At 70.2% G+C, this 13791-nt stretch carries 9 protein-coding genes; 1 reads left to right on the top strand and 8 read right to left on the bottom strand.

Going from position 1 to position 13791, the window contains the following annotated elements; genetic code table 11:
• Positions 1-158 precede the first annotated feature (158 nt).
• From CRP52_RS31910 to CRP52_RS31880, 7 genes are all read right to left on the bottom strand, one after another.
• Positions 159-1724, bottom strand: coding sequence for an alpha-L-arabinofuranosidase B (locus CRP52_RS31910; RefSeq protein ID WP_097239565.1), 1566 nt, complete (start codon positions 1722-1724; stop codon positions 159-161).
• Positions 1725-1904: 180 nt separating this feature from the next.
• The gene (locus tag CRP52_RS31905; RefSeq protein WP_179852993.1) at positions 1905-3455 is read right to left on the bottom strand and encodes an alpha-L-arabinofuranosidase B; all 1551 of its coding nucleotides are present in this window, start codon (positions 3453-3455) and stop codon (positions 1905-1907) included.
• 310 nt (positions 3456-3765) lie between these two features.
• A complete protein-coding gene (locus tag CRP52_RS31900) occupies positions 3766-5619 on the bottom strand; it encodes an RICIN domain-containing protein (RefSeq protein WP_097239564.1) in 1854 nt (617 codons plus the stop codon).
• Between the two features lie 75 nt (positions 5620-5694).
• Positions 5695-7440: an amylo-alpha-1,6-glucosidase gene (locus tag CRP52_RS31895; RefSeq protein WP_097239563.1), complete on the bottom strand. Its 1746-nt coding sequence runs from the start codon at positions 7438-7440 to the stop codon at positions 5695-5697.
• Between the two features lie 147 nt (positions 7441-7587).
• Positions 7588-8409: a carbohydrate ABC transporter permease gene (locus tag CRP52_RS31890; protein ID WP_097239562.1), complete on the bottom strand. Its 822-nt coding sequence runs from the start codon at positions 8407-8409 to the stop codon at positions 7588-7590.
• Entirely contained in the window at positions 8406-9443 is a 1038-nt protein-coding gene (locus tag CRP52_RS31885) for a carbohydrate ABC transporter permease (RefSeq protein WP_179852992.1), read from the bottom strand. Before CRP52_RS31885 ends, CRP52_RS31890 begins: the two co-directional genes overlap by 4 nt.
• A gap of 33 nt (positions 9444-9476) precedes the next feature.
• Positions 9477-10733 (bottom strand): sugar ABC transporter substrate-binding protein, encoded by a 1257-nt coding sequence (locus tag CRP52_RS31880; protein ID WP_097239561.1) that lies wholly within the window; start codon positions 10731-10733, stop codon positions 9477-9479.
• 341 nt (positions 10734-11074) lie between these two features.
• Between CRP52_RS31880 and CRP52_RS31875 the strand changes: the two genes are divergently transcribed.
• The gene (locus tag CRP52_RS31875) at positions 11075-12106 is read left to right on the top strand and encodes a LacI family DNA-binding transcriptional regulator (RefSeq protein WP_097239560.1); all 1032 of its coding nucleotides are present in this window, start codon (positions 11075-11077) and stop codon (positions 12104-12106) included.
• Between the two features lie 92 nt (positions 12107-12198).
• Here the strand turns inward: CRP52_RS31875 and CRP52_RS31870 are convergent, their stop codons facing one another.
• The gene (locus CRP52_RS31870; protein WP_097239559.1) at positions 12199-13623 is read right to left on the bottom strand and encodes a non-reducing end alpha-L-arabinofuranosidase family hydrolase; all 1425 of its coding nucleotides are present in this window, start codon (positions 13621-13623) and stop codon (positions 12199-12201) included.
• Positions 13624-13791: the final 168 nt, after the last annotated feature.

Below are 13791 nucleotides of genomic sequence, written 5' to 3'. Positions count from 1 at the left end.
AATAGCTCCTGCGTGAGCCTAGTCGCGCGCTCCGGGCGATGTCGAGGATGCACCGAGGCGCCGACCTCTGCTCGCCGCGCCGGCCCGCCACCCGAGCGCGCCCACCCCGGCCGGCCCATGGGGGGCGCGCTGCCCACGACCGCGGGTGTCCCGGTGGCTCACCCCCAGGGCTGGGCGACCAGCCAGCTGGTGTCGGCGGCCCAACTGGTGCCGCTGTCCCAGCTGTTGGAGCCGCCGTTGCTCGCGATGTAGGCCGTGTAGTTGTAGTGCCGGAGGTACTTCGTCGGGAAGTTGACGGACTGGAAGGAGGTGCCGGTCCCGCTGTTGCCCGCGGTGGGGCAGAACGTGGCGTCCTTCGCGAACGAGCTGTTGCCGGTGTCCGCGTTCAGGTAGAGCTGGTAGTTGGAGTGGTGCAGGAACTGCCCGGGGTTGTTGGCGGATTCGAAGGACAGGCAGGAGGTGTCGGCCAGGCCGGCGCGGACGATCCAGGTGGCGTCGGCCTTGTCGGTGGCGGAGCTGGAGGAGTTCGTGCCGGAGATGACGACCTTGTTGTCGGCGTCGTCGTGACGGAGGTAGTGCGAGGTGCAGCAGGGCGCGGTGGTGGCCTGCAGGGAGATCCGGGAGCCGGGCGTCAGCGTGCCGGTGCCGGTCGAGCCGCTGCGGTAACCGGCGGCGGTGATGTCGGCCTGGACGGCGTTCTCGGTGGCGTCCGAGGGGTAACCGGAGGTCATGACGCCCTCGTAGAAGGTGCCGGCGCCGGTGTTGCTGTTGTCACCGCCGATGCCGAGGATGATCGCGCCCTGCTTCTTCATCGGGTTGTAGCCGCCGGCGGTGGGGCGTGTGCCGTTGTAGAACGTGGACAGGCCGCCCGACTGGGCGTCGCCCCCGCGCAGGGCCCACTGGTTCGGGCCGCCCTTGAGCATGGCGGTCAGGAACCGGTTGGTGACGGTGGGGTCGTTGGCGTTGAAGCCGCGGTTGACCCCGGAGAACAGGCCGTTCTCCAGGTCGGCCATGACCCAGGGACCGTTGCCGCTGCCCCAGCCCCAGCCCTTGCTGGTGCCGAAGTAGAGGGCCTCCATGGTGCCGTTGCCGTCATCGTTGCCGGTCGTCTCGGCGTTGCCGTAGTCGAAGCAGCAGCCGCCGTTGACGTGTGTGCCGTCGAAGATGGCGTACATGCCCTCGGGCTGGTCGCCGGTCGCGACGCCGTTGGTGTGGTTGTTCCGGTAGCCCGTCCCGGGGGCGACGTGGACGCCGTACGCCTTGTGCCCGCCGACGGTGACCGGCGCCTCGACGGCGTTGGCCAGGTTGTCGTTCCCGCCGTCGGCCGGCCCGGGCCAGTGGCCCCTGAGCGCCTGGGTGAGGTGGTTGCCCTTGCCGGACTGGTCGTAGAGGACGGTGATGACGCAACTGGTGCCGGCACAGAAGGAGTCCTGCGCGGCGGCGTCGGCGTAGCCGCCGGTGCTCAGCAGGCCGATGTCCCTGGTCGCGTTGTCGGAGGCGCGCCTGACCTGGTACAGCGGGCCGTTGTACGCCCCGTACAGGGCCCGGGTGGTGCTGTGCGCGGCCACGCACGGCGTGCCACCGGCGCGGTAGAGGTCGCACGGCCCCTGGGCGGCCGCCTGCGACGTCCCGGCCGCGGCGGTGAGCAGGCCGGCGGCGAGCACGGTGGTGGTGCCGGCCGCCAGGAACGCCCGTCGCAGGCGCCGCATCCACGGTTTGATCATGAGGAGCTCCTTCACGGGGTGGGTGAGGTGAGCGCGGACGAACGTCCCGGTGTCCGGCCGTGCGGGCGGCGCGGGTAGCCCGGACGTCACCGGGACGGTGCGGCTTCGGCCTTGTTCGGCACGGGCCCGGCAGGAGACCCGGCACCAGGCCCGGCAGGGGACCCGGCGCGGGGCTGCCGGTCAGCTCCAGGGGGCGGCCGCGAGCCAGGTGGTGTCCTGGGCCCAGGACGACGGGTTGTCCCAGGCGTCGGCACCGCCGTCGCTCGCGAGGTAGCCGGCGAGGCGGTAGTGGCGGACGTACTTGGCCGGGTAGTTGAAGGACTGGAGCGAGTAGCCCGTGCCGCCGTTTCCTGGCTGGGCGCAGAAGGTGGCGTCGGCGGCGAACTGGCTGGTGCCGGCGTCGGGCTGGAGGTGGAGCTGGAACGCGTAGTGCCTGAGGTAGCTGCCGGGCGTGTCGGCCGACTCGAAGGAGACGCAGTTGCTGTTCGCCAGGCCGGCCCGGACGATCCAGGTCGCGCTGCCCTTGTCGGTGGCGGAACTGGCGGAGGTCACCGGCGCGATCACCACCTTGTCGTCGCTCGTGTCGTGCCGCAGGTAGTCGCCGGTGCAGCAGGTGGTGGTGGCCCGGAGCGACACCTTCGCGCCGGGGGTGAAGGGGATGGCGGTGCGGTAGCCGGCCGCGGCGATGTTGGCCTGGACCGCGGTGTCGGTGGCGTCCGAGGGGTAGCCCTTGACCATGGCGCCCTCGTAGAACGTGCCCGCGCTCGCGTTGCGGTTGGTCTGGCAGCAGTCGCCGCCGCTGCCGAGGATGACGGCGCCCTGCTTGTGCATCGGGCTCCATCCGCTGGGCAGCGAGCCGCTGTAGAGCTGGGTCAGGCCCCCGGACTGGGCGTCGGCGCCCTTGAGTGCCAGCCGGGTGGTGCCGTCGTTCTTGAGCATCGCGGTGACGAAGCGACTGGTCTGCGAAACCTGGCCGGGGTTCCACGCCTTGCTGCCACCGGAGAACAGGCCGTTCTCCAGGTCCGCCTGCACCCACGGTCCGGTGCCGGTGCAGCCGCCGAACCAGCACTCCGTACCGAAGTTGATCGCGTCCATGGCGCCGTTGCCGTCGGCCTTGTGGTCGATCTCCGTGTTGCCGTAGTCGAAGCAACAGCCGTTGTTGACGTGGGTGCCGCTGGTGACCATGTACTCGCCCTCGGGCGCGCTGCCGGTCGGCACTCCCCCGGCGGAGCTGTAGGCGAAGTAGCTGTTGCCGGGGTTGATGTAGAGCGCGTACGCCTTGTGGCCGCCGACGCTCAGCGCTTCCGTGTTCGCGACGGCCGCCGTGTCGGCGCCGCCGGTCCCGCCGGTCCCCTGGTAGACCAGGGTGTTGCCGTCACCGGTCTGGTCGTAGACGCGGGTGATGGTGCAGGTGGTGCCCGCGCAGAAGGAGTCCTGCGCCGCGGCGTCGGCAACGCCTCCGGCGGACAGCACCCGGACGTCCTGCAGCGTGCCGTCCGAGGCCCGCCGTACCTGGTACAGCGGGCCGTTGTACGCGCCGTACAGGGCCCGGGTGGTGCTGTGCGCCGCAACGCACGGCGTTCCGCCGGCGGCGTAGAGGTCGCACGGGCCCTGGGTGGCGGCCCCGGAGGCGGTGACCGCGCCGGTGAGCAGGCCGGCGACGAGCAGAGCGGTCGTTCCGGCTGCCAGCAGCGCCCGCCGGGCGCGGCACAGCCACGATGGTGTGGTCATGAACGAACTCCTTCGCGGGTGGGGGGAAGGAAGAACGCGTCCAATATTGTTAGCGCTAACAATCTATGGCCGGAAAGGCGGCATGCAGGGCGACGATGACACCCCTGCCGTGCTGCGCCGACCATCACTATGGCCAGGAGCCGAGACACCGTCAAGGCTTCGTACTGTTAACGCTCACATGAAGACCCGCCCGTCGGGTAGCCGGCCCGTCGGGCAGCCGACCCGCCGAGCGCCGCAGCCGAACGCGTGTGAGCCCGGCCGGGCCCCTCCCCCGGCCGGGCTCACACGGGCACGGGTCAGGCCAGGGCGGTCAGGCCTTACCGGTCAGACGCCAGATCTGGTTCTTCTTGGTGCTCAGCACGCTCGCGGGGTCGCAGGTCCACTGGTGGACGAGGGCTCCCGCCACGGTCGAGACCCCGCTGACGTCGACGCACTTGCCGCTGTGCACCGCGACGAGCTGGTAGTCCTGGCTGCTGCCCAGCGCGGTGACCGGCTGCAGCGTGAACATCTGGTTCGTCCCGCCGCTGCAGGTCCACTGGATGACGGCAGCTCCGTCGGTCGTGGAAGCTCCCGAGACGTCCAGGCACTTGCCGCTGTACTCGTCGGCCACGGTGTAGGTGTTCGCCCTGCCGGCGACCGGCTTGAGGTCCAGCATCTGCTGGTAGCCGCCCTCGCAGAGGTACTGCTGGTACTGCGTGGCGTCGGTGGTGCTGAGGTTGGTGTCGTCCAGGCATTGACCACTGTGCTGTGCCACCGCGACGGTGGAGACGGTCGTGTTGGACGGTGGCAGCAGCGTGACGGTGTAGCCGTCCGCGGCGTCCGTCCACGGCACGCTCACCGAGGCCGAGTTGTCGGCCACGGTCAGCGTCTGGTCGGAGACCGTCACCGGCCCCGTCACCGCGCCGCCGCCGTTGTTCGGTATGCGCTGGACGACCGCGCGCACCCGGCCGTTCTCCACCACCGAGGTGGTGTCGAGGCGGTTGAGGTTGACGGTGACGTTGCCGGTGTTGCCGTTGTCGCCCAGCAGGATCTTCGCGTTGCGCGCGGTGTTGTCCTTGGTCGCCAGCCCGTCGGTGTTGGTACCGGGCGTGAGGTTCACGATGTTTCCGGTCTGGGAGCCGTAGTACCGGTAGAGGAACCACTCGCCCTTCGGCAGGTACTGACCGGAGCTGTTCTTGGTGAGCAGGTTGGCCGCGTAGTCGTGCAGGCCGGGGCCCCCTCCCCAGTTGGAGCGCAGGCCGTCGGCGCCGGCCCGCTCCAGGCGGCTGATGAACCAGCCGCCGCCACCGGGGTTCTGCTGCTCCAGCCCGGCGTACTCGTTGATCTGGTACGGGCGGGAGTTGGTCAGGCCCGCGGCGGCGAGGGTCGCGTTGGCGTTGCCGACGGCCGGAACGGGGTCGTGCGGGATGGCGTGCCAACTGTAGATGTCAGGGGCGGAGTTGGTGGCCTTCACGTGGTTCAGGTAGGCGGTCCACCAGGTGTTGGACGCACCGGGCGGATTCGCCGTGCTGGGGCCGACGATGAGCTGCCCGGGGAGGTTGGCCCGCACGGCGGCGTGGAACCGCGACCACATCTGCAGGTACTGGCTCTGGGACCGGCCCCAGAAGCCGCTGAGGTCCGGCTCGTTCCACAGGTCCCACTCCACCGTCATGTTGTTGGCCTTGACGTCGGAGATCAGCTGGTTGACGAAGTTGTCGAACTGCGTCCAGTTGCCGTTGTCGCCGGGGAAGCCCTGGCTGGTGGTGCCGTCGGCGCCCCACAGGTCGTGCGGCAGGATGACGAACGTGCCGCCGAGGGCGACGGTGCGCCTGTACTGGGCGAGGGTGGCGTTCCAGCGGGTCTGGTAGTCGGCGAGGCTGGTGGCGTAGCCGCCACCGTTGAGCTGCGCGCCGCCGGCCCGCTCGAAGTGCCACTTGATGTCCTTGAAGAAGTGGTCCGGCGGCTGCGAGCCGTCGGGGGTCAGCCCGTAGATCATGCCCGAGGCACGGTAGTTGGGGGCGCCCCCGGCGGCGGAGAAGTCGACGGCGACGGCGGTGTCGGCGGCCGGTGACGGCGCGGCGGACACCAGGTTCGCGGCCAGTGCGGCCAGCAGGACGGCGACGGCCGAAGCGGCTCGTCGTCCGGTGCGGGTCGTCGGCCTCGGAGGTGTGGTGGGTGACCTCATGGTGCGGCTCCTCTGGATGGGAGTGCGGTGAAGGTGCCGGGACCGGAGCGGTCCCGGAGCTGCGGAGGCGGCCGGTCAGCGGCTGTCGCGGTATGCGTGTGCCTCGGCGAGGAGGAGGTAGCTGCTGGCGGTCCAGGTGTAGGCGCGGTCACGCAGGCCTTCGCCGGTGAGGGCGTCGAAGTTCTCGGCGAAGCCGGAGTTCTCGCACAGGGCGCGGAAGCGGGCACTGATCTCGTCGGCCAGGTCCACGTGCCCGGCGCGGCGCAGGCCGTCCTCGATCAGGACGGTGGCGGGTGCCCAGATCGGTCCGCGCCAGTAGCCGTCGGACTGGTAGTGGGGTGAGTCGGGCCGCTCGGTGGCCGGCCCGTGGGCGGTCAGGTGGGTCTCGATGTGGGCGGCCAGCCGGGTGCTGATCCCGGTGGGCAGGTGCTCGCCGAGGACGACGGGCATCAGGTCCAACAGGCTCAGGCTGGTGGTGCCCGCGCCGGTGTGCGGGGACCGGGCCTGGAAGCGTTCGCCCGTCCACAGTTCCCGGATCACGGCGGCCTGGAGGGCTTCTGCCGAGTGCGCCCAGGCGGCGGCTTCGTCGGCACGGTCGAGCTCGGTGGCCAGATCGGCGAGTTCACGCAGCTGCAGGATCAGGAAGGCGGAGAGGTCGGCGGTGATCCGCAGGCGTCCGGGGTCGAAGGTGGTGGCGTTGTCCCAGCCGCTGTCGTTGCCGTGCTGGTAGTGCGGCAGCGTCTGGCCGGGAGCGCGCCTGGAATCGAGCCAGAACCTGGTCCACCGTTCGAGGCGGTGGTACACCTCGCTGAGTTCGGTGCGGCTCGGCGGGCGCGGCAGGCGTCCTCGCAGGTGGCGCAGGGCCCAGCCGTGGATGGGGGGTTTGACGAAGTTGTGGAGGATCTCGGAGTGGGTCACGGAGTCGGGCAGTGCGCCGCTCTCGTCCTGGTGGTCGAACATGATCCGGAACTGGTCCCACGCCAGCTCCGGCGCTCCGGGGGCCAGGGCGAGGGCGTTGAAGCAGTGGTCCCAGCTCCAGACCTTGTCCATCCAGTGTTTGGACATCAGGACGGCGGGGCGTTGGAGGAACCCGGCCGGTGCCACCGTCGCGGACCACAGCACGTAGGCGGCGAGTTCGGCGGCCGGCGTGTCCGGGGTGCGCCAGGGAGTGACGGCATCGGCGAACTCGGTGAACACCCGGGCGGCCCGCTCGACCGCCCGCTCGTGCGTGTCCGACGGGACGTAGGGCGGTCGCGCGGTGTCGAGTTCCTCGACGGCCGCCTCCCACGGGAGGTCACCGTCGCCGGTCACCGTCAGCCCGCGGTCGGCCTCGCCGAGGGATTCGACACCGCGGACGTCCGTCGCCTTCCCGGCGAGCACGGTGATGCGGTAGCGACGGCCGGACTCGTAGGACGTGAAGACGTGGGAGCCGTCGAGCGGGTCCTGGTAGAAGTACGTGCCGCTGAACGGCGTGAGCCGGTCGGCCGAGGCGCAGATCCGCAGGCCCAGGCCGGTGCCGCGCAGCCGCAGGGTGTCGGCCGACTGGTAGGTCATCTCGATGTGCCCGTCCGGCCCGTCCGGACCGGTCCAGGTCAGCTGCCCTGAGGTGGCGGTCCAGCGCGTCTCGACCCGCTCGCCGTGCGTGCCTGCGACGGGAACGAAGCGCAGGACGGGGTGCATGCCGTTCTGGTGGGAGACCAGGTGCAGGTCCCGGGAGCGGACGTGCTCGGAGGTCACGGGTGAGACGCCGAACCAGGAGCCGTGGCTGCTGAAGGGGATGTGGTGGATGTTGAAGGCCGGACCGGTCGGGGCGTCGGTCATCGCAAGGTGCTCGTTTCTGGTGAGGGGCGCGTTCTGCCGGCCGTGCGGCGGCCGTGCGGCGGGCCGGGTTCGCGGATCTGCCGACGGGCCGGGTTCGCGGATCTGCCGACGGGCCGGGCTTCCGGGGACGGGAGGTACCGGCCGGCATCAGTCCTTGACGGCTCCGGCGGTGACGCCGGCGGCGACGTGGCGCTGGGCCAGGACGAGGATCACTGCGGTGGGGATCGAGGCGACCACGGCGGTGGCCATGATGGCGTTCCACTGCTGGTTGTTGTTGCCGATGTAGTGGTAGATGCCCAGCGTGATCGGCTGGTGGGCACCCCCGCCGTCCAGGGTGCCGGCGAAGACGAAGTCGGACCAGGACCAGAGGAACGCGAACAAGGAGACGGTGACGACCGCGTTGCGGCTCATCGGCAGGACGATCGACCAGAAGGTCCGCACGGCTCCCGCGCCGTCGGTCCGGGCGGCCTGCAGCAGTTCACCCGGGATGCCGTCCATGAACGCCGTGAAGATCAGCACGGCGAACGGGACGGCGATCGTGGAGTCGGCGACGATCAGGCCCGGCACCGATTGCAGCAGCCCGAACGTGAGGTAGATGGCGTAGAAGCCCATCGCCATGATGATGCCGGGGACCATCTGCGCGGCCAGCAGGACGAAGCCGAGGACGCCGCCGCCTCGCGGGCGCAGCTTGGCCAGCGCGTAGCCGGCCGGTGCGGCGAGGGCCACGGTGAGCCCGACGGTACCGAGGGCGATGACCAGACTGGTGCCCAGATAGGGCAGTTGCTGGTCCAGGACCGCCCGGTAGCCCGCCAGCGTGCCGTGGAGCGGGAACCAGTCCGGCGGGGACTTGCGCATGTCCTGGTCGCGGGTGAAGGAGACGTTCAGCATCCAGTAGACCGGGAACAGCATCAGTGCGGTGAGCAGGACGCCGATCGCGGTCTTCCACCAGGAGGTGTGTCGTCTGCTCATGACTCCTGCTGCTTTCGCTGGACGCGGATGTAGACCATGCCGAAGAACAGGGCGATCAGGACCAGCAGGTTTCCGACGGCGGCACCGTGGCCGAAGGCCGGCAGCGCGTTCCCGAAGCCGAGGCGGTAGGACCAGGTCGCCAGCGTGGTGGAGGAGTCGACCGGGCCGCCCCTAGTCATGATCCAGATGATGTCGAAGACCTTGAGGGTGTAGATCAGACCCAGGAGCAGGGTGATCGCCGATACCGGGCGCAGCAGCGGGAAGGTGACGTACCGGAAGCGCTGCCAGGCGTTCGCCCCGTCCAGGGCGGCGGCCTCGTAGAGGGCGGCCGGAATGCTCTGCAGACCGCTGTACAGGACCACCAGGTTGAACGGGATCCCGATCCAGATGTTCGCGATCACCACCGACGCCAGGGACCAGCTCGGGGAGGTGAGCCAGTTGACCGGACCGATGCCCACCGCGTGCAGGGCGGCGTTGACGACGCCGGAGCCGCTGTTGAGCATCCACGACCAGGTGGAGGCGGACACGATCAGCGGCAGTAGCCAGGGCACCAGGAACAGGGCGCGCAGCGTGGCCGCCAGGCGGAACTGCTGGGTGAAGAAGACCGCGAGGGCCAGACCGATCCCGTACTGCAGCAGCAGACTGGCGGCGGTGAACACCACCGTGTGCGTCAGCGCGGGCAGGAACGTGGGGTCGTCCAGGACCGCGCGGTAGTTCGCCAGTCCGGTGAAGGGGGCATCGCCGTTCACGAACGAGCGCACCGTGTAGTTGCGCAGGCTCAGGTCGATGTTGCGGTAGAGGGGGTAGGCGTAGAACACGCCGAGGTAGATCACCACCGGGGTCAGGAATCCCCAGGCGGCCCACTGCTGGGACCGGGAGCGGGACCTGGTGCGTTCGGTACCGGGGCGTTCGGTACCGGGGCGTCCGGTGCCGGTGCGTTCGTTGCCGGTGCGCCCGCGGGGTGGCACCGCGGTGGCCGGCCCGGCCCCGTCGCGCACGGAGCGGGCCACCGGTGTCTGCGCTGTGTCGTTCATGGGCGGGTCCTGTCGTCCTCGCGGCCGGCGGTCCTACTTGGCAGCGGCCGACTGCGCCGCGGACAGCGCGGCCTGCGGCGACGTGGACCCGGTCAGGGCGGCCTGGACCGATGTCCACAACTGCTCGGAGATCTTCGGGTACTTGGTGCCCAGGTCGTCGCCGGTACGGCCCTTGGCGCCCTTGACCGCGTCGATCCACGGCTTCAGGTCCTGGTCCCCGGCGGCCTGCTTGTCCTGCACCGCGGGGGTGGGGGCGATGTAGGACAGCGTGGTGTCGGTGGCGTAGGAGTTGTCCGCGCTGGTCAGGCAGGACACCACCGTGTTCGAGACGCCGTAGCGGTCCGTCTTCTTCTGGACCGGGACGGTGACGAACTCGCCGCCGGTCGGGGCCGGGGCGGTGCCCCCGGTCATGCCGGGGACCGGGATGACCCCGTACTCGAAGCCGGCCTTCTTGGCGTTGGCCAGCTGCCAGGTGCCGTTCTCCGCGAAGGCGAACTCACCGGTGGCGAACTCCTGCCAGCTGGTGGTCTGGGTGTTGTTGATGACCGAGTTGGGGGCCAGGCCTTGCTTGACCCAGTCGGTCCACAGCGACAGCGCGGAAGCGGCCTGGGCGGAGTCCAGGTGCGTCAGCTGCGCACCGGATCCCCAGAACCACGGGAGGAACTGGAAGCTCCCCTCCTCGGTGCCGATCCCGGCGAAGGTGATGCCCTTCTTGCCCGCGGCCTTGACCTTGGTGAGGGCTGCGGTCAGCGACGCCCAGTCCCTGATCGAGGCGGCGTCCACGCCGGCGGCCGTCAGGACCGCCTTGTTGTAGTACAGCGCCAGGGTGTTCGCGCCGATGGGGGTGCCGAAGGTCTCGCCGCCGCTCTGGCCGGCGGCGAGCAGGTTGGGTGACACCGCCGAGGTGTCGATCCTGTTCTCCTTGGTCGAGCTCAGCACGCCGGCCTCGGCAAGTGTGGAGACCGCCGGGTTGTCGACGATCAGCACGTCCGGGGAGTTGCCCTGCTGGGCCGCGAGGAGTTCCTTGGTGGTCAGGTCGCTGGTGTCGAAGGCGGTCCGCTTGATCTGCACACCGGCCTGGGCGCCGCAGGTGTCCAGCAGCTTGGCCCAGGCGGAACCGGCGTCGAACTGCGGGTACGGATCCCAGACGGTGTAGCTCCCGCCGGCGGAGTCGCCTCCCCCGCCGGCGGCGCCCGTCCCGGACGAGGACGAGCACGCGGTGGCGGCGGTGGCGAGGACGACGGCGGCGAGCGCGGCGACGGTGAGCCGCCGACCTGTGGATCTGTTCATGACACCGAACCCTTCGGTCTTGCGGAGGCACTGAGGGGGGTGGAGGCAGGGCGACGGGGAGGCCGTCTCCGTGTTACGGCCTGATGTCGAATCGATTGCGCGAATCGGTTCGACAGGAACATAGGACCGCCCCCTGGGGCCGTCAATAGCCCGGGTGAACATCCGTCACCTCGGTTCGGCCGACCGGAACACGAGCCGACTCCCCGCAACCCTGGCGTGCGGGTTGCGACAAGAGGAGGAAGCGCACTACCGTCTACCGAATCGGTTCGACAACGGCGACACGTGTGGACGCCGCCACCGACATCACCAGGCCACGGCCACCCATCTCCATGAGGACAACGATGAACATCGGGGAGATCGCCAGCCGGGCGGGCGTCTCGCGGAGCACCGTCTCCTACGCACTCAGTGGCAAGCGCCCGGTCTCGGACGCCACCCGCAGGCGCATCCAGGACGTCATCGACGAGCTCGGCTACCGGCCCAACGCCGCCGCCCGCGCGCTGAAGGAGGGCCGGACCCGGACCATCGGCCTGGTGATCCCTCCGGCCAGCCGACACCTGACCCACATGCAGCTGGGTTTCGTGGCCAGCGTGGTCGAAGCTGCCGCCCGTGCCGACCTTGACGTCCTGCTCTCCCCCTCCGGGGGCGACCACGACCGGTCGTTCGAGCGCCTCCTGTCCGGAGGGCGCGTCGACGGGGTGATCCTCATGGAGATCCGCCTGGAGGACTCCCGGGTCCGCAGACTTCAGCAGGCGGGGCTGCCGTTCGTCGGCATCGGACACACCGCCCGCGCCCACGAGATGTGCTGGATCGACGTCGACTACACCACCGTGATCAACCGGTGCGTCCACCACCTCGCGGACCTGGGCCACACCCGGATCGCGCTGATCAACCGTTCCGTCGAACTCATGGCAGCCGGCTACGGGCCGGGCCACCGGGCTCGCGACGGCTTCACCGAGGCCGTCACGCTGCGCGGCATCCAGGGCATCGACCTGGAGTGCGGGGACGACGCGGCCGCCGGACTGGAATGCGCCACCCGGCTCCTGCGCGACCACCCCGACATCACCGCGGTCGCGACGATCAACGAAGCCGCGCTGCCCGGCTTCCAGCGGGGCCTGGAGGAGGCCGGCCGCACGGTGCCGAGGGACTTCTCCATCACCGGCGTCGTCGGCCGGACCTGGGCCGAGGAGTTCCGCCCGCCGCTCACCGCCGCGGACGTACCGGCCCAGGACATCGGCACCAAGGCCATGGACCTCCTGCTCGAACGCATGGCCGATCCCACCGCCCCCCTCCGCAACATCCTGCTGACCCCGCCGGTCTCCCTGCGCGGCAGTACCGGCCCCGCCCCGTCCGCGCAGCCCGGTGGCGGCTTCTGACCCGGACGCGCAACAGGACGAGGGACCCCGGCCGGCGCGCGGACGGGGTCCCTCAAGGCGTTGAGCATCGGCTCCCGGCTGGAGCGGGCGGGTCAGCGCTGCAGGGTGAGCACGCCCGGCCGGTACGGCAGTTGGATGTAGGGAGCGCCGTCCGAGGAGGGGTTCCTGCCCTGGTAGAGGAGCTGCAGGTTGCAGGGGTCGACGGTCATGGTCTGGTCGGGGTTGTTGCGGACCAGGTCACCGTGGCTGATGTCGTTGGTCCAGGTGGCACCGCTGTTGGCCAGGCCGGCGAAGGGGTTGTTCGCGGTGGCGGCCTGCGCCGTCCAGGAGCCGTTCAGGCTGGTGGCGGTGAACGAGCGGAAGTAGCGGTGCTCGTTCGCGTCCCGGGCCTCGACGATCATGAGGTACTGGTTCTGGCCCTGGACCTTGTAGACCTGGGGCGCCTCGAACAGGTTCTGCACCGTGTCGCTCATGACCGTGGTGTACGAGGAGCCGAAGTTGCCGGGGAAGTTCCCGATCGGCATGCTCGCGCGGTAGATGCTGCCGTTGTCACCGGCGAAGAACAGGTACATGTTCTGGTCGTCGGCGATCAGGGTCGGGTCGATCGGGGCACCGGTGGGGAGGCTGCCGGTGAACAGCGCCTGCGGCGCGGACCAGCCGTTGGGGTTGGTCGGGTCGCTGGACGTGCGGTAGGTGAAGGGCCAGGCGGTACCCCACCCCAGCGAGGCCAGCACCCAGGTGTTCTTGGGCGCGAAGTAGAACAGCTGGGGCGCCACCGCGGACGAGGACATCACGGTCTGGCCGGCCGAGGCCATGTCCGACCAGTTCGTGAAGGGAGCGAATCCCATCGACTTCCACGACGCCCCGTCGGAGTAGGTCGCGTAGACCAGGTGCTTGCCGTTGTAGACCACGTCGGTGAAGTCCTTCAGCGCGGCACCCCCGTTCACCGGCTGCGCCAGCGGACCGGTCGAGGTCCACCGGTACGTCGACGGGAGAGCACAGGTGGTGCCGCCCGTCCCGGACAGGCCGGTCCACTGCTGGTTGCTGCCTCCGGTGCAGTTCCAGAGCTGCACCGCCGTGCCGTTGGCCGTACCGGCGCCCGACACGTCCAGGCACAGCCCGGACTCCACGCCCACCACCGAGCCGTCGGCGTTCACCCGCCACTGCTGGTTCGCAGCGCCGGTGCAGGACCAGATCTCCACCCGCGTGCCGGCCGCGGTGGCGTGGCCCGGAACGTCCAGGCACTTGTTGCCGTACACCGTCAGCTGGTTGGCGGACGTCACCGTCCACTGCTGGTTGGTCCCGCCCGAGCAGTCCCAGATCTGCAGGAGGGTTCCGTCGTTCTGACTGGCGTTCGGCACGTCGAGACACCGGCCGGAACCCGCACCGCGCAGGGCGCCGCTGGTGGCCGCCTGAGCCGGGGCTGCGACGAGCATCGCCGCCAGTGCCGCCACGGTGACAACCACGGCCGTCAACACCACAGACGCAGGTCTGCGGTTGGAACCTTGTCGGTGCATCGAGATCTCCCTTGTGAACAGGTGGAGCTGCCGGCCGGCGTTTCTGTCGGCTTTGGCGCGCGTGGCAATCCGGCGGCGCGCGCCGGGGGTCGTGATCGGCCGACGTGGAAGCCGCCCGGCAGGGGCGCCCCTACTGCGGAGGCCCGAATGTTAGCGCTAACAATTCAG

This window comes from Streptomyces sp. 1331.2 (genome assembly GCF_900199205.1).
In the GTDB taxonomy this organism is placed as follows: Bacteria; Actinomycetota; Actinomycetes; order Streptomycetales; family Streptomycetaceae; genus Kitasatospora.
This window is presented reverse-complemented; position numbering and strand designations above follow the sequence as displayed.

Bases quoted from the DNA above. Each gene is read 5' to 3' on its own strand.
- CRP52_RS31910 (WP_097239565.1), bottom strand. From the start codon at position 1,724: ATGATCAAACCGTGGATGCGGCGCCTGCGACGGGCGTTCCTGGCGGCC.
- CRP52_RS31905 (WP_179852993.1), bottom strand. From the start codon at position 3,455: ATGACCACACCATCGTGGCTGTGCCGCGCCCGGCGGGCGCTGCTGGCA.
- CRP52_RS31900 (WP_097239564.1), bottom strand. From the start codon at position 5,619: ATGAGGTCACCCACCACACCTCCGAGGCCGACGACCCGCACCGGACGA.
- CRP52_RS31895 (WP_097239563.1), bottom strand. From the start codon at position 7,440: ATGACCGACGCCCCGACCGGTCCGGCCTTCAACATCCACCACATCCCC.
- CRP52_RS31890 (WP_097239562.1), bottom strand. From the start codon at position 8,409: ATGAGCAGACGACACACCTCCTGGTGGAAGACCGCGATCGGCGTCCTG.
- CRP52_RS31885 (WP_179852992.1), bottom strand. From the start codon at position 9,443: ATGAACGACACAGCGCAGACACCGGTGGCCCGCTCCGTGCGCGACGGG.
- CRP52_RS31880 (WP_097239561.1), bottom strand. From the start codon at position 10,733: ATGAACAGATCCACAGGTCGGCGGCTCACCGTCGCCGCGCTCGCCGCC.
- CRP52_RS31875 (WP_097239560.1), top strand. From the start codon at position 11,075: ATGAACATCGGGGAGATCGCCAGCCGGGCGGGCGTCTCGCGGAGCACC.
- CRP52_RS31870 (WP_097239559.1), bottom strand. From the start codon at position 13,623: ATGCACCGACAAGGTTCCAACCGCAGACCTGCGTCTGTGGTGTTGACG.